General features: G+C 73.0%; 2 protein-coding genes. Both read left to right on the top strand.

Features of this window, described 5'->3' with window-relative positions; all coding sequences use genetic code 11:
- The first annotated feature begins 51 nt into the window (after window positions 1-51).
- Window positions 52-16,680 (top strand): type I polyketide synthase, encoded by a 16,629-nt coding sequence (locus ACWC5C_RS05295; RefSeq protein WP_450873850.1) that lies wholly within the window; start codon window positions 52-54, stop codon window positions 16,678-16,680.
- Window positions 16,681-16,736: 56 nt separating this feature from the next.
- On the top strand, window positions 16,737-26,333 hold the full coding sequence (locus ACWC5C_RS05290) for a type I polyketide synthase (protein ID WP_450873848.1): 9,597 nt from the start codon (window positions 16,737-16,739) through the stop codon (window positions 26,331-26,333).
- The last annotated feature ends 9 nt before the right edge of the window (window positions 26,334-26,342 follow it).

The following is a 26,342-nucleotide window of genomic DNA, read 5'->3' as shown; positions in this document are numbered from 1 at the left end:
CCGGCTCCACAAGAGCGCATCGACTCATCTCAGCACCGCGGAGACGGCGTAATGGCGACGGCGAACGAAGAGAAGTACCTCGACTACCTCAAGCGGGCCACCACCGACCTGCGCGAGGCGCGGCGGCGGCTGCGCGAGGTCGAGGAGCGCGAGCAGGAGCCCATCGCCATCGTGGCGATGAGCTGCCGCTACCCGGGTGGCGTGCGGACGCCCGAGGAGCTGTGGGACCTCGTCGCGCGTGGCGGTGACGCGGCCTCTCCGTACCCCACCGACCGTGGCTGGGGTACGGACGTCCTCTTCGACCCGGAGCCGGACAGCGGGCAGGAGCCGTACGTCCGGGAGGGTGGTTTCCTGCACGACGCGGCCGAGTTCGACCCGGAGTTCTTCGGTATCTCGCCGCGCGAGGCGCTGGCCATGGACCCGCAGCAGCGGTTGCTGCTGGAGACGTCGTGGGAGGCGTTCGAGCGGGCCGGGATCGACCCCGTACAGCTCAAGGGCAGCCGGACCGGTGTGTTCGCGGGCGTCATGTACCACGACTACGCGTCCCGGCTGTTCTCCGCGCCCGAGGACGTCGAGAGCTTCCTCGGCAACGGCAGCTCCGGGTCCATCGCGTCCGGGCGGGTGGCGTACACCTTCGGCCTGGAGGGCCCGGCCGTCACCATCGACACGGCCTGTTCGTCGTCGCTGGTCGCCCTGCATTTCGCGGCGCAGGCGCTGCGGCGTGGCGAGTGCTCGCTGGCGCTGGCCGGTGGTGTGACGGTGATGGCCACCCCCGGCACGTTCACCGAGTTCAGCCGCCAGCGGGGGCTTGCGGTGGATGGCCGCTGCAAGTCGTTCGCGGACGCGGCGGATGGCACCGGCTGGGGCGAGGGCGCGGGCATGCTGCTCCTGGAGCGGCTGTCCGACGCCCGCGCCAACGGCCACCAGGTACTCGGCCTCGTACGCGGCTCCGCCATCAACCAGGACGGCGCGAGCAGCGGCCTCACCGCCCCCAACGGCCCCTCCCAGCAGCGCGTCATCCGCCAGGCCCTGTCCGGCGCCCGGCTCTCCGCCGGGCAGATCGACGTGGTCGAGGCGCACGGTACGGGGACGACGCTCGGCGACCCCATCGAGGCGCAGGCGCTGCTCGCCACGTACGGGCGTGAGCGGCCGGATGGGCAGCCGCTGTGGCTGGGTTCGGTGAAGTCCAACATCGGGCATACGCAGGCCGCCGCCGGTGTCGCGGGCATCATCAAGATGGTCATGGCGATGCGGCACGGGGTCGTTCCGCAGACCCTGCACGTCGACCAGCCCACGTCGAATGTCGACTGGTCGGCGGGCGCCGTCTCGCTGCTCACCGAGGCGCGTGCGTGGCCTGAGACCGGGCAGCCGCGCCGGGCCGCCGTGTCCTCGTTCGGTATCAGCGGCACCAACGCGCACACCATCCTGGAGCAGGCGCCGGATCCGGCTGCCGCCGCCGAGGAGGATGGCGAGGGTGCGCCCCCCGCTGCCGCTGCCTTGCCGCTGTGGACCGTAGCGGCCAAGTCCCGGACCGCGCTGCGCGCCCAGGCCGCGAACCTCCGCGCCCACCTGGACGCCCACCCCGAACTCCCCTTTTCTGATGTCGCGTTCTCCCTGGCCACCGGCCGGGCGGCCTTCGACCACCGCGCGGCGATCGTCGCCGACGACCGCGAGGGCCTGGTCCGGGCCCTCGACGCGCTGAGCCACGAGGAGCCCGCGCCCGGGCTGTTCGACGGCAAGGTGGCGGGCGGAAAGGTGGCGTTCCTGTTCACGGGGCAGGGGAGCCAGCGGCTGGGGATGGGGCGTGAGCTGTATGAGGCGTACCCGGTGTTCGCGGCTGCCCTGGATGCGGTGTGCGAGGCGCTGGACGGGCACCTCGAACGCCCCCTGAAGAGTGTCCTGTTCGGGGACGACGCCTCGGCGCTCGACCAGACCGGCTACACGCAGCCCGCGCTGTTCGCGGTGGAGGTGGCGCTGTTCCGCCTCGTCGAGGCGTGGGGTCTGCGGCCTGACTTCCTCTCCGGCCACTCGATCGGTGAGCTGGCTGCCGCGCACGTGGCGGGCGTGCTCTCGCTCGCGGATGCGTGCCGGTTGGTGGCGGCTCGTGGCCGTTTGATGCAGGAGCTTCCGGCGGGCGGGGCGATGGTCGCCGTGCAGGCTTCGGAGGATGAGGTTCTGCCGCTGGTCGGTGGTGGTGTGAGCATTGCCGCCCTCAACGGGCCGGGTTCGGTGGTCATCGCGGGTGACGAGCACGCGGTGCTTGAGGTCGCGACGTCGTTCGATGCGCAGGGCCGAAAGACGAAGCGCCTGACGGTCAGCCATGCGTTCCACTCGCCCCGCATGGACGGGATGCTGGACGCGTTCCGCGAGGTGGCCGAGGGCCTGACGTACGAGGCTCCGCGTATCCCGATCGTCTCCAACCTGACCGGCGATGTCGTCTCCGCCGAGGAGATCACAACCGCCGGCTTCTGGGTGCGCCACGTCCGCGAGGCGGTCCGCTTCCTCGACGGTGTGCGCACGCTGGAGGAGCGTAACGTCACGACGTTCGTGGAGCTGGGCCCGGACGGTGTCCTCACCGCCATGGCACAGGACTGCCTGACCCGTGACGACGCCACCCTTGTCTCCGCGCTGCGCACCGGCCGCCCCGAGGTCGACTGCCTGGCCACCGCCCTCGCGCAGGCGCACGTACGCGGCGTTTCCCCCGACTGGAACGCGGTGTTCGCCGGGACGGACACCGCACGCGCCGACCTTCCGCTGTACGCCTTCCAGCGCGAAACGTACTGGCTGGACGCCGGATACCCGATGGGCGACGTGGCGTCCGCCGGTCTCGGCGCCGCCGACCACCCTCTGCTGGGCGCCGCCGTGGCGCTCGCCGACACCGACGGTTTCCTCTACACCGGCCGCCTGGCCCTGGACACCCACCCGTGGCTCGCGGACCACACGGTGGCCGGTTCGGTGCTGCTGCCGGGCACGGCCTTTGTGGAACTGGCGGTCCGCGCCGGTGACCAGGTGGGCTGCGATCTCCTGGAGGAGCTGACCCTGGAGGCGCCGTTGGTGCTTCCCGAGGTGGGCGGCGTTCAGCTTCAACTGTCGGTAGCCGCGCCCGACGCGTCGGGACGGCGCGCGCTGACGGTGTACTCGCGGTCCGAGGACGCGGCCGTGGACGAGGTGTGGGAGCGCCACGCCACGGGCGTCCTGGGCTCGGGAGCGTCGTCTTCTGACGCCTTCGACCTGGGCGTATGGCCCCCGAAGGGCGCCCAGGCGCTCCCGGTAGAGGGCCTGTACGAGGGCATGGCGGGGCTTGGTCTGGAGTACGGCCCGGTGTTCCGTGGGCTGACGTCTGCCTGGCGGTTGGGCGATGACGTCTACGCCGAGCTGGAGTTGCCGGAGGACGTGCGTGCGGAGGCGGGTTCGTATGGTCTGCACCCCGCTCTACTGGATTCGGCGTTGCACGCGGTGGGTCTGGGTGGCCTGATCGAGGGCGAGGACGGCGCCCGGTTGCCGTTCTCGTGGTTGGGTGTGTCGCTGCACGCGGTGGGTGCGTCGGTGCTGCGGGTGCGGCTGTCGGTTGCTGGTACGGATGCGGTGTCGTTGGCGGTGGCCGATGGTGCGGGTCGTGCTGTGCTGTCGGTGGATTCGCTGGTGCTGCGTCCGGTGGCGGCCGAGCAGATCCGTGGCGCGCGTCAGGAGTCGCTGTACCGCCTGGAGTGGCCCGAGGTGTCGACTGCGGGCGAGGCGGGCCGGTGTGTGCTGCTGGGCCCCGATGTCCTCGACCTGCCGCAGCGTTTCGACACGTACGCGGACCTGGAGGCCCTGGCGGTTGCGGTGGACGGGGGCGCGGAGCTCCCGGAGTACGTGGTCCTGCCCCTGGCTGCCGCACTTGGAAGCCCAGGTGTGGCAAATCAAGCCTGTCCGGCGATTGAGGACACGCCCGAAGGGCGTTCCGGCCCGCACGCGGACGGTGCGGCATCTTCAGCCCGTCCGGCGTTTGAGGACCGGGGTCCAGGGGCGGAGCCCATGGTTTCGGGGAGGGGCGGGCTAGGGGGGAACCCCACTCAGGCCGCGCACGACGCCACCACCCGCACCCTCCACCTCCTCCAAACCTGGCTAACCGACGCCCGCTTCGCGGACACCAAGCTCGTCATCCTCACCTCGGGCGCCATCGCCGCCGCCCCGGACGATCCGGTGGCCGACCTGGCGCACGCCGCCGTATGGGGCCTGGTGCGCTCGGCGCAGTCGGAGAACCCGGACCGTTTCGTGCTGGTCGACGTCGACGGCGAGGCTGACTCGCGTACGGCAGTGTCGAGCGCGCTGGCCTCGGGCGAGCCCCAGGTGGCCGTACGGGCCGGGACGGTGCGGGCGCCCCGCCTGGCGCGGGCCGTGGTGGACGCCTCTCCGCCGGAGTTCGGCGCCGAGGGCGGCACGGTGCTGGTGACCGGCGCGAGCGGCACGCTCGGCGGCCTGCTCGCCCGCCACTTGGTGGCGGAGCGTGGCGTACGTCAGCTCCTGCTCCTGAGCCGTCGCGGCGCGGACGCTCCGGGCGCTGCGGAACTCGGCGCGGAACTGCACGCCCTGGGCGCCCAGGTGCGCTGGGCCGCATGCGACGCGGCAGACCGCGACGCGCTGGCGGAGGTGCTGGGGTCGGTTCCGGCTGAGCATCCGCTGACAGCCGTCGTCCACACGGCGGGCGTGCTGGACGACGGCGTGATCGGCTCCCTGACACCGGAGCGCTTGGCGCACGTCCTGCGCCCAAAGGTGGACGCGGCCTGGAACCTCCACGACCTGACGGCAGACCTCGACCTGTCGGCATTCATCCTGTTCTCCTCGGCCTCCGGCGTCTTCGGCGGCGCAGGCCAAGGCAACTACGCGGCGGCGAACGCGTACGTGGACGCGCTGGCACAGCACCGCAAGGCGCAGGGCCTGCCCGCTACATCCCTCGCCTGGGGCCTGTGGGCCGACGCCAGCGGGATGACCGGTGCGCTGGACGACGCCGATGTGTCCCGCATGAGCCGGGGCGGCGTAGCCGCGCTGTCGGCCGCCGAGGGACTGGACCTGTTCGACGCGGCGCGTGGCGCGGACGAGGCGCTGCTCGTACCGGTGCGGCTGGACTTGGCGGCGGTACGGGCCGAGGCCGCGTCGTCGGGCGTGGTGGCGCCGCTGCTGCGCGGGCTGGTGCGGACGTCGGCGCGACGTACGGCCGAGGGCGCGGCGGCCGGGACGGCCGGGACGGGCGCGCTGGCGCAGCGACTGGCCGGGCTCGGCGAGGCCGAACAGCTCGGCCTGCTGCTCACCCTGGTCCGTACGCAGGTCGCCGCCGTCCTCGGCTACGGCTCCGCCGAGTCCGTGGACCCCGAGCGCGCCTTCCGTGACCTGGGCTTCGACTCGCTGACCGCCGTCGAGCTGCGCAACCGCGTGAACGCGGCCACCGGGATGCGGCTCCCCGCCACCCTGGTCTTCGACTACCCGACCTCCCTCGTCCTGGCTGAACACCTTCGGGACGAACTGGCGTGCACCGATGCCCAGTTGGCGGTCCCGGCGTCGACCGTGGGCGCGGTTGACGATGAGCCGATCGCCATCGTTGCCATGAGCTGCCGCTTCCCGGGCGGGGTACGTACCCCCGAGGAGCTGTGGCACCTGCTGGCCTCCGGCCAGGACGCCATCTCCGGCTTCCCCATCGACCGTGGCTGGGACCTGGACACCATCTACCACCCGGACCCCGAGCACCCGGGCACCTCGTACACCCGCGAGGGCGGCTTCCTCCACCACGCCGCCGACTTCGACCCCACCTTCTTCGGCATCTCGCCGCGCGAGGCCGTCGCCACCGACCCGCAGCAGCGGTTGCTGCTGGAGACGTCGTGGGAGGCGTTCGAGCGGGCCGGGATCGACCCCGCGTCGCTGCGCGGCAGCCAGACCGGTGTGTTCGCGGGCGTCATGTACCACGACTACGCCACGCTCGTGGAGCAGGCACCCGATGGTGGCGGCGAGGGCGCGATCGGCTCCGGCAGCACCGGCTCCATCGCCTCCGGCCGGGTCGCGTACGCCCTGGGCCTGGAGGGCCCGGCGGTGACGGTGGACACGGCCTGTTCGTCGTCGCTGGTCGCCCTGCACTGGGCCATGCAGGCGCTGCGGGCGGGGGAGTGCTCCCTCGCCCTGGCCGGTGGTGTGACGGTGATGGCCACCCCGGCCACCTTCATCGGCTTCAGCCGCCAGGGCGGCCTGTCCGCCGACGGCCGCTGCAAGGCGTTCTCGGCGGACGCGGACGGCACGGGCTGGGCCGAGGGCGCGGGGATGCTGCTCGTTGAGCGGTTGTCGGACGCGCGCCGCAATGGCCACCCGGTGCTGGCGGTCGTACGTGGCTCGGCCGTCAACCAGGACGGTGCGTCCAACGGTCTGACGGCGCCGAACGGTCCGTCGCAGCAGCGGGTGATCCGGGCGGCGCTGGCGGGTGCCGGGCTGTCGGTCGGCGATGTGGACGCGGTGGAGGCGCACGGTACGGGTACGACGCTGGGCGACCCGATCGAGGCACAGGCGCTGCTGGCCACGTACGGCCGTGATCGGTCCGGCCAGCCGTTGTGGCTGGGGTCCATCAAGTCGAACATGGGCCACACGCAGGCCGCGGCCGGTGTCGCGGGCGTGATGAAGATGGTGCTGGCCATGCGGTACGGGGTGCTGCCGCAGACCCTGCACGCGGGCGAGGCGTCGCCGCACGTCGACTGGTCGGCGGGCGCGGTGTCGCTGCTGACGGAGCGGATGGAGTGGCCGGAGACCGGGCGTCCGCGCCGGGCGGGCATCTCGTCGTTCGGCATCAGCGGCACCAATGTGCACACGATCATCGAGCAGGCGCCGGTGGTCGAGGCGGCGGCCGTTGTCGATGCCGCTGTTCCGGTGTCGCCCTGGGTGATCTCCGGCCGCAGCGCGGCCGCGCTGCGGGAACAGGCCTCGCGCCTGCGGGCACACGTGGACACCCGCCCTGAGCTGCGCCCCGTCGACCTCGCCTACTCGCTCGCGACCACCCGTTCCGCCTTCGACCACCGCGCGGCCGTCGTCGCCGAGGACCGGGATGGGCTGCTGGCCGGTCTGGAGGCCCTGGCGGAGAATCGCGGTGCTGCGGGGCTCGTTGAGGGCAAGGTGGCGGGCGGGCAGGTGGCGTTCCTGTTCACGGGGCAGGGGAGCCAGCGGCTGGGGATGGGGCGTGAGCTGTATGAGGCGTATCCGGTGTTCGCGGCTGCCCTGGATGCGGTGTGCGAGGCGCTGGACGGGCACCTTGAAACGCCCCTGAAGGGTCTCCTGTTCGGGGATGACTCGGCAGCACTGGACCAGACCGGCTACACCCAGCCCGCGCTGTTCGCCATCGAGGTGGCGTTGTTCCGCCTCGTCGAGGCGTGGGGTCTGCGGCCTGACTTCCTGTCCGGCCATTCGATCGGTGAGCTGGCTGCCGCGCATGTGGCGGGCGTGCTCTCGCTCGCGGATGCGTGCCGGTTGGTGGCCGCGCGTGGCCGTCTGATGCAGGAGCTTCCGGCGGGCGGGGCGATGGTCGCCGTGCAGGCTTCGGAGGATGAGGTTCTGCCGCTGGTCGGTGGTGGTGTGAGCATTGCCGCCCTCAACGGGCCCACTTCGGTGGTCATCGCGGGTGACGACGATGCCGTGGCTGAAGTCGCGGCGTCGTTTGAGGCGCAGGGTCGTAAGACCAAGCGGCTCACCGTCAGCCACGCGTTCCACTCGCCGCGCATGGACGGGATGCTGGATGCGTTCCGCGAGGTGGCGCAGGGCCTGACGTACGAGGCCCCGAAGATCCCCATCGTCTCCAACCTGACCGGCGATGTCGTCTCCGCCGAGGAGATCGCGACTGCCGATTTCTGGGTGCGCCACGTCCGCGAGGCGGTCCGCTTCCTCGATGGCGTGCGCACGCTGGAGGCTCAGGGCGTCACCACGTTCGTGGAGCTGGGCCCGGACGGTGTGCTCACGGCGATGGCTCAGGAGTGTGTGACCGGCGACGATGCCGCGTTCGTCTCCGTCTGCCGCAAGGACCGTGCCGAGGCCGAGGCGCTGGTGTCGGCTGTCACGCGGGCGCATGTGCGCGGCGTGACGGTCGACTGGGACGCCGTCTTCGCCGGTACGGGCGCCGCACGGGTCGAGCTTCCGACGTACGCGTTCCAGTACGAGCGCTACTGGCCGGAGCTGTCGGCGGCGGCCTTGGGTGGTACGGCCGGGCTGGGGCTGGCGACCGTGGACCACCCGTTGGTGGGGGCCGCCGTTCCGCTGGCGGGCGGTGATGGGCTGCTGCTGACCGGGCGGTTGTCGGTGCAGACGCATCCGTGGCTGCTCGATCACGTGGTGATGGGTTCGGTGCTGCTACCGGGCACGGCCTTTGTCGAGCTGGCGGTTCACGCTGGTGACCAGGTCGGGTGCGATCTGGTGGAGGAGCTGACGTTGGAGGCGCCGTTGGTGCTTCCTGAGGTGGGAGGCGTTCAGCTTCAGGTGTCGGTGGCCGCGCCCGACGTGTCGGGGCGGCGTGCGCTGACGGTGTACTCGCGGCTTGAGGACGAGCCATGGGTGCGGCACGCCTCGGGTGCGCTGGCGGAGGGCGCGTCGTCCGGATCGCCTGACCTGGAGGTATGGCCTCCGGCGGGTGCGACGCCGGTCGAGCTGGATGGCTTGTACGAGGGCATGGCGGGGCTTGGTCTGGAGTACGGCCCGGTGTTCCGTGGGCTGATGTCCGGGTGGCGGCTGGGTGATGAGGTCTACGCCGAGCTGGAGCTACCGGAGGACGTGCGTGCGGAGGCGGGTTCGTATGGTCTGCACCCCGCTCTACTGGATTCGGCGTTGCACGCGGTGGGCCTGGGCGGCCTGATCGAGGGCGAGGACGGCGCCCGGTTGCCGTTCTCGTGGTTGGGCGTGTCGCTGCACGCGGTGGGTGCGTCGGTGCTGCGGGTGCGGCTGTCGGCCGTGGGCGCGGACGCGGTGTCGTTGGCGGTGGCCGATGGCGCGGGTCGTGCTGTGCTGTCGGTGGATTCGCTGGTGCTGCGTCCGGTGGCGGCCGAGCAGATCCGTGGCGCGCGTCAGGAGTCGCTGTACCGCCTGGAGTGGCCCGAGGTGTCGACTGCGGGTGCGGCGGGCCGGTGCGCGCTGCTGGGCCCCGATGTCCTCGACCTGCCGCAGCGTTTCGACACGTACGCGGACCTGGAGGCCCTGGCGGTTGCGGTGGACGGGGGCGCGGAGCCCCCGGAGTACGTGGTCCTGCCCCTGGCTGCCGCACTTGGAAGCCCAGGTGTGGCAAATCAAGCCCGTCCGGCGATTGAGGACACGCCCGAAGGGCGTCCCCAGCCGCACGTGTATGGCGCGGCACTCGAACGCCCGGACGCGGTGCCCGAGGCCCGGGTGGATGCGGCACCCGGGGCCCGGGGCGATGCGGCGCCTGAGCGCCCGAATGCGGCCCCCGAGGCCGGGGCGGATGCGGCGCGTGAGCGCTCGGACGCGGCATCCGAAGCCCGGGCGGATGTGGCACCCCAAGCCCTCCCGGACGCGGCACTTGGAAGCCCAGGTGTGGCAAATCAAGCCCGTCCGGCGATTGAGGACACGCCCGAAGGGCGTTCCGGCCCGCACGCGGACGGTGCGGCATCTTCAGCCCGTCCGGCGTTTGAGGACCGGGGTCCAGGGGCGGAGCCCATGGTTGCGGGAAGGGGCGGGCTAGGGGAGAACCCCCCTCAGGCCGCACACGACGCCACCACCCGCACCCTCCACCTCCTCCAAACCTGGCTAACCGACGCCCGCTTCGCGGACACCAAGCTCGTCATCCTCACCTGGGGCGCCATCGCCGCCGCCAAGGACGAGCCGGTGGCCGACCTGGCGCACGCCGCCGTATGGGGCCTGGTGCGCTCGGCGCAGTCGGAGAACCCGGACCGTTTCGTGCTGGTCGACGTCGACGGCGAGGCTGACTCGCGTACGGCAGTGTCGAGCGCGCTGGCCTCGGGCGAGCCCCAGGTGGCCGTACGGGCCGGGACGGTGCGGGCGCCCCGCCTGGCGCGGGCCGTGGTGGACGCCGCTCCGCCGGAGTTCGGCGCCGAGGGCGGCACGGTGCTGGTGACCGGCGCGAGCGGCACGCTAGGCGGCCTGCTGGCGCGCCACTTGGTGGCGGAGCGTGGCGTACGTCAGCTCCTGCTCCTGAGCCGTCGCGGCGCGGACGCTCCGGGCGCTGCGGAACTCGGCGCGGAACTGCACGCGCTGGGCGCCCAGGTGCGCTGGGCCGCATGCGACGCGGCAGACCGCGACGCGCTGGCGGAGGTGCTGGGGTCGGTTCCGGCTGAGCATCCGCTGACAGCCGTCGTCCACACGGCGGGCGTGCTGGACGACGGCGTGATCGGCTCCCTGACACCGGAACGGCTGGCGCACGTCCTGCGCCCAAAGGTGGACGCGGCCTGGAACCTCCACGACCTGACGGCAGACCTCGACCTGTCGGCATTCATCCTGTTCTCGTCCGCCGCCGGAGTCTTCGGCAACGCCGGTCAGGGCAACTACGCCGCCGCCAACGCCTTCCTGGACGCGCTGGCGCAGCACCGCCGGGCGCAGGGCCTGCCCGGTACGTCCCTCGCCTACGGCCTGTGGGCCGACGCCAGCACGATGACCGGCGCGCTGGATGACACCGATACGTCCCGGATGAGCCGGGGCGGTGTGCTGGCGCTGTCGGCCGCCGAGGGACTGGACCTGTTCGACGCGGCGCGTGGCGCGGACGACCCGCTGCTCGTACCGATGTCCCTGGAAATGGCCGCGCTCCGAGCCCAAGCGAGCAGCGGCGCGCTGCCGCCGCTGTTCCGAGGGCTGGTGCGTACGCCTGCGCGGCGTACGGCCGAGCGCACGGCCGCCACTTCGGGCGCGCTGGCGCAGCGCCTCGCCGGGCTCGGCGAGGCCGAACAGCTCGACCTGCTGCTCGACCTGGTCCGCTCGAACGTCGCGGCGGTCCTCGAATACGCCGGTCCGGAGACCGTCGAACCCGGCCACTCCTTCCGCGAGCTGGGCTTCGACTCGCTGACGGCCGTGGAACTGCGCAACGCGCTGGGCGCGGCCACTGAGCTGCGGCTTCCCGCAACGCTGGTCTTCGACTACCCGACCCCGCTGGTGCTCGCGGAGTTCCTGCGTACGGAACTGGGCGGGACGGCGGCCACGGTGGCCGGTCCCGTGATGGTGTCGGCTGTGGACGATGAGCCGATCGCGATCGTCGGTCTGGGCTGCCGTTATCCGGGTGGGGTGGAGACTCCGGAGGATCTGTGGCGGCTGGTCATGGAGGGCCGGGACGCGATTTCCGAGTTCCCGACCGACCGTGGCTGGGACCTGGACGGCCTCTACCACCCGGACCCGGATCACCCCGGCACCTCGTACGCCCGCGAGGGCGGATTCGTCGCGGAAGCGGGCCACTTCGACCCGGCTTTCTTCGGGATCTCACCGCGTGAGGCCCTCGCCATGGACCCGCAGCAGCGGTTGCTGCTGGAGACGTCGTGGGAGGCCTTCGAGCGCGCGGGCCTCGACCCGACCAGGCTGAGCGGCAGCCGCACCGGGGTGTTCGCGGGCGTCATGTACCACGACTACGCGTCCTCGCTCCCGGCGCTGCCGGAAGGCGTCGAAGGCTTCCTCGGTACGGGCAACGCGGCGAGTGTGATCTCGGGCCGGTTGGCGTACACGTTCGGGCTTGAGGGTCCGACGATCACGGTGGATACGGCGTGCTCGTCGTCGCTGGTGGCGTTGCACCTGGCGGTGCAGGCGCTGCGGAATGGTGAATGCTCGCTGGCGTTGGCCGGTGGCGTGACGGTGATGGCGACTCCGGCGCCGTTCGTGGAGTTCAGCCGTCAGCGCGGGCTGGCGGCGGATGGCCGGTGCAAGGCGTTCTCGGCGGACGCGGACGGCACGGGGTGGTCCGAGGGCGCGGGCATGCTGCTGGTGGAGCGGCTGTCGGACGCCCGTAAGAACGGTCACCCGGTGCTCGCGGTCGTACGTGGCTCCGCCATCAACCAGGACGGTGCGTCCAATGGTCTGACGGCGCCCAACGGCCCGTCCCAGCAGCGCGTCATCCGGCAGGCCCTCTCGAACGCCGGGCTGTCGGCCGCCGAGGTGGACGCGGTCGAGGCGCACGGCACCGGTACGTCGCTGGGCGACCCGATCGAGGCGCAGGCGCTGCTGGCCACCTACGGCCAGGAGCGGGACGCGGAGCGGCCGCTGTTGCTCGGGTCGATCAAGTCGAACATGGGCCACACGCAGGCCGCCGCCGGTGTCGCGGGCATCATCAAGATCGTGATGGCGATGCGGCATGGTGTCTTGCCGCAGACCCTGCATGCGGATGAGCCGTCGCCGCACATCGACTGGTCGGCGGGCGCGGTGTCGCTGCTGGGTGAGGCCCGGGAGTGGCCGGAGTCGGGGCGTCCCCGACGTGCGGCGGTGTCGTCGTTCGGCTTCAGCGGCACGAACGCCCACACGATCATTGAGCAGGCGCCGGTTGTTGTCGAGGACGAGGCGCCGCGCGAGGCCACGACTCCCGGTGTGACGCCGTGGGTCCTGTCGGCGAAGACCGCCGACGCGCTGCGCGCGCAGGCCGTACGGCTCCGTTCGCACCTGGACGAGCACCCGGAGATCACTCCGGGCGACCTCGGCTACTCCCTCGCCACCACGCGCGCCACGCTGGACCACCGTGCGGTCGTGGTCGGCGATGACCGGGCAGCACTCGACGCCCTGGCGCGTGGCGAGTCGGCTCCGGGGCTGGTCGAGGGCTCGGTGAAGGACGGCAAGGTGGCGTTCCTGTTCACCGGGCAGGGCAGCCAGCGGCTCGGCATGGGCCGCGAGCTGTACGAGGCGTACCCGGTGTTCGCCGAGGCGCTGGACGCGGTGTGCGATGCGCTGGACACGCACCTCGAAACGCCGCTGAAGACGGTGCTGTTCGGGGATGACGCGGCAGCACTGGATCAGACCGGGTACACCCAGCCTGCGCTGTTCGCCATCGAGGTGGCGCTGTTCCGGCTGGTCGAGGCGTGGGGTGTGAAGGCGGACTTCCTGTCCGGGCACTCGATCGGTGAGTTGGCCGCCGCGCATGTGGCGGGGGTGTTGTCGCTCGGCGATGCGGCGAAGCTGGTGGCGGCGCGTGGGCGGTTGATGCAGGAGCTTCCGGCCGGTGGCGCGATGATCGCCATCCAGGCCTCGGAGGGTGAAGTACTGCCGCTGCTCACCGACCGGGTGAGCATTGCCGCCCTCAACGGGCCCACGTCGGTGGTCATCGCGGGTGACGAGGACGCTGCCCTGGAGATCGCTTCCGGTTTCGAGGCGCAGGGGCGAAAGACCAAGCGGCTCACGGTCAGCCATGCCTTCCACTCGCCGCGCATGGACGGGATGCTGGACGCGATCCGCGAGGTGGCCGAGGGGCTGTCGTACGAGGCTCCGCGCATCCCGATCGTGTCCAACCTGACCGGTGCCGTGGTCTCCGCCGAGGAGATCGCCACCGCCGACTTCTGGGTCCGCCACGTCCGCGAGGCGGTCCGCTTCCTCGACGGCGTCCGCACCCTCGAAGCGCAGGGCGTGACGACGTACGTCGAGCTGGGCCCGGACGGTGTGCTCACCGCCATGGCACAGGACTGCCTTACCGGCGAGGATGCGGCGTTCGCGTCCGCCCTCCGCAAGGGCCGTCCCGAGGCCGAGGCGTTGGCGACCGCCGTTGCCCACGCGTACGTCCGTGGCGTGGCCGTCGACTGGGAGGCGTACTTCGCCGGGACCGGGGCGCGGCGCGCCGAGCTGCCCACGTACGCCTTCCAGCGCGAGCGGTACTGGCTGGAGGCCCCCGCCGGGACCGTGGGGGACGTGGCGTCGGCCGGGCTCGGTACCGCCGATCACCCGCTGCTGGGTGCCGCCGTGGACCTGCCCGACTCCGAGGGCTTCCTCTTCACCGGCCGACTGTCGCTCCGTACGCACCCGTGGCTGGCCGATCACGCCGTCATGGACACCGTGCTGCTGCCGGGCACGGCCCTGGTCGAGCTGGCGGTCCGGGCCGGTGACCAGGTCGGATGCGACCAGGTCGACGAACTGACCCTTGAGGCGCCGCTGATCCTCCCCGAGCGCGGCGCGGTGCAGCTCCGCGTGTCCGTGGACGAGCCGGACGGTGCCGAGGGGCGGCGCGCGGTGCACATCTACTCGCGCCCGGAGGGCGCCGCCGACGAGCCGTGGACCCGGCACGCGGCCGGTGTGCTCACGGCCTCCGGTACCGCCGTGGCCACCGCCCTGACGGAGTGGCCCCCGGCCGAGGCCGAGCCGATCGACGTCGACGGCCTGTACGACGGTTTCGCCGCGCTCGGTCTCGCGTACGGCCCGGTGTTCCAGGGGCTGAAGTCCGCGTGGCGGCGTGGCGACGAGGTGTTCGCCGAGGTGGCGTTGGGCGAGGAGCAGCAGGGTGAGGCCCGTGCGTACGGGCTGCACCCGGCGTTGCTGGACGCGGCGCTGCACGCCGTGGGCCTCGGCGAGTTCTGGGCGGCGGAGGAGGCCGGGCAGGCCCGGCTGCCGTTCGCGTGGGACTCCGTACGGCTGCACGCGGTCGGCGCGACCGCCCTGCGGGTGCGGGTGTCCCCGGCCGGGCAGAGTGCCAGGCAGGGCGCGGTGGCGCTGGAGATCACCGATGAGGCCGGTGCCCCGGTGGTGTCGGTCGGCTCGCTCGCGCTCCGGCCGCTCGACCCCGGGCAGTTCAACGCCAGCAACGCCCGCCACCATGAGTCGCTGTTCCGGCTCGGCTGGGCCGCGCTGCCTTCAGCCGACGGAGCACAGCAGGGTCTGTGGGCCGTCCTGGACAACACCGGCGGCGGCGACCTGAAGATCACGGCGGCGCTGGCCGACACCGGGATCGAGGCCGAGACCTACGCGGGCCTGTCCGCGCTCGGCGAGGCGGTGGAGGCCGAGGGGATCGCGCCGGACGTGGTCCTCGTACCGTGCCTGCCCGACCTCACCACCCCCGGGGACACGGCGGCCGCGACGCACACCGTGACCCTGCGGGCGCTGGCCCTGGTACGGGAGTGGCTGGCCGACGAGCGGTTCGCCGACGCCCGGCTGGTCCTCCTCACCCGGGGCGCCGTGGCCGTGACGGACGGGGAGAGCGGCGAGGGCGTGGACGACCTCACCCACGCCGCGCTCTGGGGTCTGGTGCGGTCGGCGCAGGCCGAGCACCCGGGCCGGTTCGTACTGGCCGATGTGGACAACACCACGGCCCTCCCCGCGCTGCTGGGTGCGCTGCGCTCGGACGAGCCGCAGTTCGCCGTACGGGCCGGGGCCGCGTACGCACCCCGGTTGGCGCGCGTCGCCGCCCTCGACGCTGCGGCCGTGCCCGGCCTCGACCCGGCGGGCACGGTGCTGGTCACCGGCGCGTCCGGCACCCTGGGCGGGCTGCTGGCCCGCCACCTGGTGACCGAGCGCGGGGCCAGGCGGCTGCTGCTGACGAGCCGTCGCGGTGGCGAGGCGGTGGGCGCCGCCGAACTGGCCGCTGAACTGGGAGCGTTGGGCGCCGACGTCACCTGGGCGGCATGCGATGCGGCCGACCGGGGCGCGCTCGCCGCCGTCCTGGCCGACATCCCCGCCGCGCACCCGCTGACCGCCGTGATCCACGCGGCGGGTGTGCTCGACGACGGGACGGTCGAATCCCTCACCCCCGAGCGCGTCGCACACGTCCTGCGGCCGAAGGTCGACGCGGCGTGGAACCTGCACGAGCTGACCCGTGGCCTGGACCTCGCGGAGTTCGTGCTGTTCTCCTCGGCGGCCGGTGTCTTCGGCAACCCGGGGCAGGGCAACTACGCGGCGGCCAACACCTTCCTCGACGCCCTCGCCCAGCACCGGCGCGACCAGGGCTTGCCCGCCGTCTCGCTGGCCTGGGGCCTGTGGGACGACGAGGACGGCATGGCGTCCACCCTCGCCACCGCCGACCGGCAGCGGATGAACCGCGGCAGCATGAACGCGCTCGGCGGCGCCGAGGGCCTGGCCCTGTTCGACGTGGCCGGGCTCGCCGGACACGGGGTGCTCATCCCCGCCGCCCTGGATCTCGCCGCCCTGCGCGCCCAGGCCAGCACCGGGGTGACGCCCCTGCTGCGCGGGCTGATCCGTACCCCGGTACGGCGTGCCGCCGCGGCCGGTGGCGGCGGGGCGGACGACGCGACGAGCCTGGCCACCCGGCTCGCGGGCATGTCCCCGGCCGAACGGGACCGCCACCTGACCCACCTGGTGTGCGCGCAGGTGGCCACCGTCCTCGGATACGGCAGTGCGGCGGCCATCGAACCGGCCACGGCCTTCCAGGACCTCGGCTTCGACTCGCTCACCGCCGTCGAACTCCGCAACCGGCTCGGCGCGGCCACCGGGCTCCGGCTCCCGGCCACGCTGATCTTCGACTACCCGACGCCCGACGCCCTCGCCGACCATCTGCGCGCGGAACTCCCGCACGGGGACGGCGGCGGCCCGTCGGTGTTCGGCGAACTCGACCGGCTGGAAACCGCCCTGGCGGGGGCCGCCGACGACAGCGTCACCCGCTCCAGGATCACCATGCGCCTCCAGGCCCTGCTGGCGAAGTGGAACGACGCGCAGGACACGGCCGCCGATGGCGAAACCGACGACAACGACCTCGAATCCGCGACCGACGATGAGCTTTTCGACCTGCTCGACGACGAACTCGGCTCCTCCTGAAAGGGAGCGACTGGAACTCATGAGCACCACCTCCCCCTTCGCAAGGAGCCGACGCAATGGTGAATAACGAGGACAAGCTCCGCGACTACCTCAAGCGGGCCACCGCCGACCTGCGTCAGGCCCGCCGCCAGCTGCGCGAGGTCGAGGAGCGCCACCAGGAGCCCATCGCGATCGTCGCGATGAGCTGCCGCTACCCGGGCGGCGTGCGCACCCCCGAGGAGCTGTGGCGGCTCGTCGCGGGTGGCGAGGACGCCGTCTCCGGCTTCCCCACGGACCGTGGCTGGGACGTCGAGTCGCTGTACGACGCCGACCCCGACCAGGCGGGCGCCAGCTATGTGAACGAAGGTGGCTTCCTCTACGACGCGGGCGGCTTCGACCCCACGCTCTTCGGCATCTCGCCGCGCGAGGCCATGGCGATGGACCCGCAGCAGCGGCTGCTGCTGGAGTCGTCGTGGGAGGCGTTCGAGCGCGCGGGCCTCGACCCGACCGGGCTGCGCGGCAGCCGGACCGGTGTGTTCGCGGGCGTCATGTACCACGACTACACCTCGCGGCTCGACTCCATCCCCGAGGGCGTCGAAGGCTTCCTCGGCACGGGCAGCTCCGGCAGCATCGCGTCCGGCCGCGTGTCGTACACCTTCGGCTTGGAGGGCCCGGCCGTCACTGTCGACACGGCGTGCTCGTCGTCGCTGGTCACCCTGCACATGGCGGTGCAGGCGCTGCGCAACGGCGAATGCTCGCTGGCGCTCGCGGGCGGTGTGACCGTGATGGCCACGCCTGCCACGTTCACCGAGTTCAGCCGTCAGCGCGGGCTCGCCGCCGATGGCCGCTGCAAGCCGTTCGCCGCCGCCGCCGATGGCACGGGCTGGGGCGAGGGCGTCGGCATGCTGCTCGTGGAGCGGCTGTCGGATGCCCGTAAGAATGGCCACCCGGTGCTCGCCATCGTGCGTGGCTCGGCCGTCAACCAGGATGGCGCCTCGAATGGCCTGACGGCGCCCAACGGCCCGTCCCAGCAGCGCGTCATCCACCAGGCGCTCACCAACGGCCGCCTCGGCGCGGCCGACGTCGACGTGGTCGAGGCGCACGGTACGGGGACGACGCTGGGCGACCCGATCGAGGCGCAGGCGCTGCTCGCCACCTACGGCCAGGACCGGCCCGAGGGGCAGCCGCTGCTGCTCGGCTCCATCAAGTCCAACATCGGTCACACCCAGGCCGCGGCCGGTGTCGCCGGAATCATCAAGATGGTCATGGCCATCGAGCACGGTGTGCTGCCCAAGACACTCCACCTCGACGAGCCCACCCCGCACGTCGACTGGTCGGCGGGCGCGGTGTCGCTGCTCGCCGAGAACACCCCGTGGCCCGAGACCGACCGGCCGCGCCGCGCCGCCGTGTCCTCGTTCGGCTTCAGCGGCACCAACGCGCACACCATCCTGGAGCAGGCCCCCGCCGAGGAGGACGCGGAGGAGCCCGCCGAAGAACCCCCGTCGCAGCGGCTGGACGTGGTGCCGTGGACGGTGTCCGGCAAGAGCGCGGCCGCACTGCGCGCCCAGGCCCAGCGGCTGCTGGACCGTTTCCAGGATGATGCCGCGCCGCGCCCGCTGGACGTGGGCCTGTCGCTCGCCACGACGCGCGCACAGCTGGACCACCGCGCGGTGGTGCGCGGCCGCGACCGCGACGAACTGCTCGCCGGGCTGGCCGCGCTGGCCGGTGGCGGCATGGCATCGGGCGTGGCGCAGGGGTCCGTCGTCGGCGGCCGGACGGCGTTCGTGTTCCCGGGGCAGGGCTCGCAGTGGGCGGGCATGGCGGTGGGGCTGATGGACGCCTCGCCGGTGTTCGCGGCGCGGATCGAGGAGTGCGCGGCGGCGCTCGCGGAGTTCACCGACTGGTCGTTGGTGGATGTGCTGCGGGACGTGGAGGGTGCGCCGTCGCTGGAGCGCGTCGATGTGGTGCAGCCGGTGCTGTTCTCGGTGATGGTGTCGCTCGCTGAGCTGTGGCGTTCGTTCGGCGTCGAGCCGTCCGCGGTCGTCGGCCACTCGCAGGGCGAGATCGCGGCCGCGTGCGTGGCGGGGATCCTGACGCTCAAGGACGCGGCGCGTGTGGTGGCGTTGCGCAGCCAGGCGATTGGCCGGGTGCTGGCGGGTCGGGGCGGCATGGTGTCGGTGGCGCTGCCGGTGTCCGAGGTACGGGAGCGGATCGCGCCGTGGGGCGAGGAGCGCATCTCGGTGGCGGCCGTGAACGGGCCGTCGGCGGTGGTGGTTTCGGGGGAACCGGCTGCCCTGGATGACCTGTTGGCGTCGTGCGAGGCGGATGAGGTCCGGGCGCGTCGGGTGCCGGTGGACTACGCGTCGCACTCCGCGCAGGTCGAGTTGCTGCGGGATGAGCTGCTGGAGCTGCTGGCTCCCGTACAGCCGCAGGCGGCGGAGGTGCCGTTCCTGTCGACGGTGACGGGGGAGTGGGTCGAGGGTCCGGAGCTGGACGCCGAGTACTGGTTCACCAACCTGCGGCGCACGGTCGAGCTGGAGAGCGCGGTCCGGCGGCTGCTGGACGAGGGGTTCGGGGCCTTCATCGAATCCAGCGCCCACCCGGTGCTGGCCATGGGTGTCCAGGACACCGCCGAGGACGCCGGGCTGGACGCGGCGGCGATCGGTTCGCTGCGCCGCGACGAAGGCGGTCTGGAGCGTTTCTGGGCGTCGGTCGGCGAGGCGTGGACCCGTGGTGTGCAGGTCAACTGGCGGGCGGTGTTCGACGGTACGGGCGCGGAGCGCGTCGAGTTGCCCACGTACGCCTTCCAGCACCAGAACTACTGGCTGGAGTCGGGTACGGCACCCGCCGCCACCGCCGCCGACCCCGTCGAGGCCCGCTTCTGGGACGCCGTCGACCGCGAGGACTGGCAGGCGCTGGCCGCCGAGCTGGCCGTCGACGGCGACGAGCAGGTCAGCGCCCTGCTGCCCGCCCTCGCCGCGTGGCGCAAGCAGGCCCGTGAGCAGTCCACCGTGGACGGCTGGCGCTACCGCGTGACGTGGAAGCCGCTCGCCGAGGGGCAGTCCGCGCGGCTGTCCGGCGCGTGGCTGCTGGTCGTGCCGGAGTCCGCCGCCGAGGGCGCGTGGGCGACCGGTGTGGTCCGTACGCTCGCCGAACGCGGCGCCGACGTACGGCAGATCGTGGTGGACACCGCCACCGAGGGCCGTGAGCAGCTGACGGAGCAGCTGCGCAACGCCGATGGCGTCCCGTTCGCCGGTGTGCTGTCGCTGCTGGCGCTCGACGGCCGTCCGCACCCGCTGCACACTTCCGTCCCGGCCGGGGTGGCCGCGCAGTTCGCGCTGGTGCAGGCCCTGGGCGACGCGGAGATCGGCGCGCCGCTGTGGTCCGCCACCCGTGGCGCGGTGTCCGTGGGACGCGCCGATGCGCTGGACGCGCCCGAGCAGGCGCTGATCTGGGGCCTGGGCCGGGTGGCCGCGCTGGAGCACGGCGAGCGCTGGGGCGGTCTGGTCGACCTGCCCGAGACGGCCGACGAGCGGGCACTGTCCCGCCTGGTCACCGCGCTTACGGGGGCCGAGGACGAGGATCAGGTGGCGGTCCGTACCACCGGGCTCCTCGTACGCCGCCTGGTGCGGGCCCCGCTGGCCGGGGCACCCGCCGTACGGACCTGGAAGCCCGCCGGAACCACGCTGGTCACCGGCGGTACGGGCGCGCTCGGCGCCCATGTGGCGCGCTGGCTGGCCCGTAACGGCGCCGAGCACCTGGTGCTCACCAGCCGCCGTGGCCTGGACGCTCCCGGCGCGGCCGAGCTGCGCGACGAACTCACCGCGCTCGGCGCCCAGGTCACCATCGCCGCGTGCGATGCGGCCGACCGGGACGCGCTGGCCGCCACCCTCGCCACGGTCCCGGCCGAACACCCGCTGACCGCCGTCGTGCACACGGCCGCCGTGCTGGACGACGGGGTGATCGAGGGGCTGACCCCGGAGCAGATCGACCGGGTGCTGAAGGTCAAGGTCGACGCCACCCGGCATCTGCACGAGCTGACCCGCGACCTCGACCTGTCCGCGTTCGTGCTGTTCTCGTCCTTCGCGGCCACCTTCGGCGCGCCCGGCCAGGGCAACTACGCGCCCGGCAACGCGTTCCTCGACGCCTTCGCCGAGTGGCGGCGCGCCCAGGGCCTGCCCGCCACCTCGCTGGCCTGGGGCCCGTGGGGCGAGGGCGGCATGGCCGAGGGCGGTGTGGGCGACCGGATGCGCCGCCACGGTGTCATCGAGATGGCGCCCGGCGCGGCCGTCACCGCGCTGCAGCACGCACTGGACCGCGACGAGTCGGTGCTGACCGTCGCCGACATGGAGTGGAAGCGTTTCGTCCTCGCCTTCACCTCCGGCCGCTCCCGTCCGCTGCTGCACGACCTGCCCGAGGCGCGGGACGTCATCGCGGAGATGAGCACCGACGCCGAGGCGGGGGCCGCCGACAGCGGCGCGCTGACGCGGCAGCTCGCCGGGGCGTCGGAGGCCGAGCAGGAGCGGCTGGTGCTGGAGCTGGTACGGACCGCCGTCGCGGCTGTACTGGGCTACGCGGGCGCCGACGACGTCGAGCCGGGCCGGGCCTTCAAGGACCTGGGCTTCGACTCGCTGACCGCCGTCGAACTCCGCAACCGCCTCGCCGCCGCCAGCGGGCTCAAGCTCCCCCCGACCCTGATCTTCGACTACCCGACCCCCACGGTGCTCGCGCGCCAGCTGCGCACCGAGCTGTCCGGCGGGCAGTCGGCGGCCGTGGCCACGCGGCCGGTCGCGGCGGCGTCCGCCGACGACGAGCCCGTCGCCATCGTGGCCATGAGCTGCCGCTTCCCGGGCGGTGTCCGCACCCCGGAGGAGCTGTGGCAGCTGCTGGACTCCGGTGGCGACGCGCTGTCGGAGTTCCCCGGCGACCGTGGCTGGGACATCGACGCCCTCTACAACCCGGACCCGGACGCGCAGGGCACCAGCTACACCCGCGAGGGCGGATTCCTCACCGGGGCCGCCGAGTTCGACCCCGCGTTCTTCGGGATCTCGCCGCGTGAGGCCATGGCGATGGACCCGCAGCAGCGGCTGCTGCTGGAGACCTCGTGGGAGGCGTTCGAGCGCGCGGGCATCGACCCGGCCACGCTGCACGGCAGCCCGTCCGGCGTCTTCGTCGGCACCAACGGCTCCGACTACTCGATCCTCATGCGCAACACCACCGAGGGCTACGAGGGCCACCTCGCCACCGGCAGCGCCGCGAGCGTCGTCTCCGGCCGCCTCTCGTACACCTTCGGCCTGGAAGGCCCGGCGGTCACCGTCGACACCGCGTGCTCGGCGTCGCTGGTGGCGCTGCACCTCGCCGTGCAGGCGCTGCGCAACGGCGAATGCTCCCTCGCCCTCGCGGGCGGTGTGACGGTCATGGCCACCCCCGGCACGTTCATCGAGTTCAGCCGCCAGCGCGGGCTGTCCTCCGACGGCCGCTCCAAGGTGTTCTCGTCGGACGCCGACGGCTTCAGCCCGGCCGAGGGCGTCGGCATGCTGCTCGTGGAGCGGCTGTCGGACGCCCGTAAGAACGGCCACCCGGTGCTCGCGGTGGTGCGGGGTTCGGCCATCAACCAGGACGGCGCGTCCAATGGTCTGACGGCGCCGAACGGCCCGTCCCAGCAGCGCGTCATCCGGCAGGCGCTCGCCAACGCCCGTCTGGGCACCGGCGAGGTCGACGTGGTCGAGGCGCACGGCACGGGGACGTCGCTGGGCGACCCGATCGAGGCGCAGGCGCTGCTCGCCACCTACGGTCAGGACCGGCCCGAGGGGCAGCCGCTACTGCTCGGCTCCATCAAGTCCAACATCGGCCACGCCCAGGCGGCGGCCGGTGTCGCGGGCGTGATGAAGACGGTGCTCGCCATGCGGCACGGCGTCCTGCCCGAGTCGCTGCACATCGCCGAACCGACCCCGCACGTGGACTGGTCGGCGGGTGACATCGAGCTGCTGACCGAGGCCCGGCCGTGGCCGGAGACCGGCCGCCCGCGCCGCGCCGCAGTATCCTCGTTCGGCTTCAGCGGCACCAACGCGCACGCCATCCTGGAGCAGGCGCCCGAAGAGGAGCCGGACGCACAGCGGGACACCCCGGAGAGCGGTGGTGTGCTGCCGTGGGTGCTCTCGGGCAAGAACGAGGCGGCGCTGCGCGCGCAGGCCGCCAAGCTGCTGGCCCACCTCGACGCCAATCCGGGTCTGCGCACCGCCGACATAGGCCACGCGCTGGCCACCACCCGTACCGCCTTCGACCAGCGCGCGGTGCTGGTGGGCTCGGACCGGGATGATCTTGCTCGCGGTTTGGATGCCCTCGCTAGGGGGCAGGTCCTCCCCAATCTGGTTCAGGGGGCCTCAATCGGGGGCAAGGCCGCATTCGTGTTCCCGGGACAGGGGTCACAATGGGTAGGCATGGCCGTGGGGCTGTTGGATGCTTCACCGGTGTTCGCTGCCCGTATTGATGAGTGTGCCGCCGCGCTCGCTGAATTCACCGACTGGTCGTTGGTGGATGTGCTGCGAGGAGCGGAGGACGCGCCGTCACTGGAGCGGGTGGATGTCGTTCAGCCGGTGCTGTTCTCGGTGATGGTGTCCCTGGCGGAGCTGTGGCGTTCGCTGGGTGTGCGGCCCTCCGCCGTCGTCGGCCACTCGCAGGGTGAGATCGCGGCCGCGTGCGTGGCGGGGATTCTGTCGCTGCGGGATGCCGCGCGCGTGGTGGCGTTGCGCAGCCAGGCCATCGGCCGGGTGTTGGCCGGTCAGGGTGGCATGGTGTCCGTCGCGCTGCCGGTGTCGGAGGTACGGGAGCGGATCGCGCCGTGGGGCGAGGAGCGCATCTCGGTGGCGGCCGTCAACGGGCCCTCGGCCGTGGTGGTGTCCGGTGAGCCGACCGCGCTGGATGAGTTGCTGGCGTCGTGCGAGGCGGATGAGGTCCGGGCGCGCCGGGTGCCGGTGGATTACGCGTCGCACTCCGCGCAGGTGGAGCTGCTGCGCGATGAACTCCTCACACTGCTCGCCCCCGTCCAGCCGCAGACCGCCCACACCCCCTTCCTGTCCACCGTGACCGGGGAGTGGGTCGACGGCTCCGAGCTGGACGCCGAGTACTGGTTCACCAACCTCCGCCGCACCGTCGAGCTGGAGAGCGCCATCCGCCGCCTGCTCGACGAGGGCATGAGCGTGTTCATCGAGTCCAGCGCCCACCCGGTGCTGGCCATGGGCGTGCAGGACACCGCCGAGGACGCGGGCCGTGAGGCCGCCGCGATCGGGTCGCTGCGCCGCGACGAGGGCGGTCTCGACCGCTTCTGGGCCTCCCTCGGCGAGGCGTGGACACGCGGTGTCGACGTCGACTGGGACGCGGTGTTCGGTACGCATACGACGCGCGTCGAGCTGCCCACGTACGCCTTCCAGCACCAGCACCTCTGGCCGCAGCCCGCCGACATCCTGGCGGACGACGCCCCGGCGTCGCTGTCCGACGCTGTCGACGCCCGCTTCTGGGAGGCCGTCGAGCGCGAGGACCTGGAGTCGCTGGCCGACACCCTCGCCTTTGGTGACGACACCGAGCCGCTCGGCGCCGTCCTGCCCGCCCTCGCGTCGTGGCGCAAGCAGGCCCGTGAGCAGTCCACCGTGGACGGCTGGCGCTACCGCGTGACGTGGAAGTCCCAGTCCGAGGCGCAGGCCCCGAGGCTGTCCGGGACGTGGCTGCTGGCCGTGCCCGAGTCCGCCGTCACCGACGACTGGACGCTCGGCGCCGTCCGTACGCTCGCCGAACGCGGCGCCGACGTACGGCAGATCACCCCGTCCGCCGTGGCAGCCGACCGCGAGTCGCTGACCCGTCTGGTGCGCGAGGAACTGGCCGAGGCCGGGACCGTTTCCGGTGTGCTGTCGCTGCTCGCCTTCGACGAGCGGACCGCGCCCGGCACGGACGGTGTGAGCGCTGGACTGACCGGCACCGCCGCGCTGATCCAGGCGCTGGGCGACGCCGGAGTGGAGGCGCCGCTGTGGTGTGCCACGCGCGGCGCGGTGTCCGTCAGCGGTACGGACCGCACGGAATCCCCCGAGCAGGCGCTCGTCTGGGGCCTCGGCCGGACCGCCGCGCTGGAGTACCCGGAGCGCTGGGGCGGTCTGGTCGACCTGCCCGAAGCGGCCGACGACCGGGCACTGTCCCGGCTGGTGGGCGTGCTCGCCGGGGCCGAGGGCGAAGACCAGCTCGCGGTGCGCACGGCGGGCGTGTTCGCCCGCAGGCTCGCCCGCTCCCCGCTGGCCGGGGCACCCGCCGTACGGACCTGGAAGCCCGCCGGAACGACGCTGGTCACCGGCGGTACGGGGGCGGTGGGCGCTCATGTGGCGCGCTGGCTGGCCCGTAGCGGCGCCGAGCACCTGGTGCTCACCAGCCGCCGTGGCCCGGAGGCGCCCGGCGCGGCCGAGCTGCGCGACGAACTGACCGCGCTCGGCGCCCGGGTGACCGTCGCCGCGTGCGATGTGGCCGACGGTAAGGCGGTCGAGGCGCTGCTCGCGGAGATCCCGGCCGACCAGCCGCTGACCGCCGTGATGCACGCGGCGGGCGTGCTCGACGACGGCGTACTGGACGCGCTCACGCCGCAGCGGTTCGCGACCGTCCTCGGCCCGAAGGCCGACGCGGCGCGCCATCTGCACGAGCTGACCCGGAGCCTGGAGCTGTCCGCGTTCGTGCTGTTCTCCGGTGTCGCGGGCACCCTCGGCGACGCCGGTCAGGGCAACTACGCGGCGGCCAACGCGTACCTCGACGCGCTGGCCGAGCAGCGCCGGGCGGACGGTCTGCCCGCCACCTCCGTGGCCTGGGGTCGCTGGGGTGAGACGGGCCTTGCCGCCGGTGGCGCCATCGGCGAGCGGCTGGACCGTGGCGGTGTCCCGGCGATGGACCCGCACGCGGCCATCGCGGCGCTGCAGCAGGCGCTGGACCACGACGACACGGCCGTGGCCGTCGCCGACATCCAGTGGGAACGCTTCGCCCAGGGCTACACGGCCGTGCGCCCCAGCCCGCTCATCGGCGAACTGCCCGAGGTGCGGCGGCTGCGCGCGACCAGCGGCCCGGGCGGCGACCCGGCGGTGGCGGCTGCCTCGGACGGGTCCCCGGCGGACGCGCTGCGGCAGCGGCTGGCCGGGATCTCCCGGGCCGAACAGTCCCTGGTGGTCCTGGAGGTCGTACGGACCAACGCGGCCGCGGCGCTCGGCCACCCGACGACCGACGAGGTCGGCGCGGGGCGGGCGTTCAAGGAGCTGGGCTTCGACTCGCTGATCGCGCTGGAGCTGCGCAACCGGCTGGGCGTCGCCACCGGGCAGAAGCTGCCCGCCACGCTGGTCTTCGACTACCCGACCCCGGCGGCGCTGGCCGAGTTCCTGTGCGGCCAGCTCGTCGGCGACGGCGGTTCGGCGGCCGCGCCAGGGCTCGCGGAGCTGGACGCGCTGGAGTCGGCCCTGTCCGTCCTCGACCCGGAGAGCGAGGCGCGGGACGACATCGCGGCCCGGCTGCGGGACCTCGCGGCGAAGTGGGCGGAGCCCCGTACGGCCGGTGCCGAGACGGCCGACGGTGGCGGCGACACCGTGACGGAGAAGCTGCAGCAGGCGACGCAGGATGAGGTCTTCGACTTCATCGAGAAAGAACTCGGAATTTAAGGGTCTGAA

Source organism: Streptomyces sp. NPDC001700 (assembly GCF_053596435.1).
This window is presented reverse-complemented; position numbering and strand designations above follow the sequence as displayed.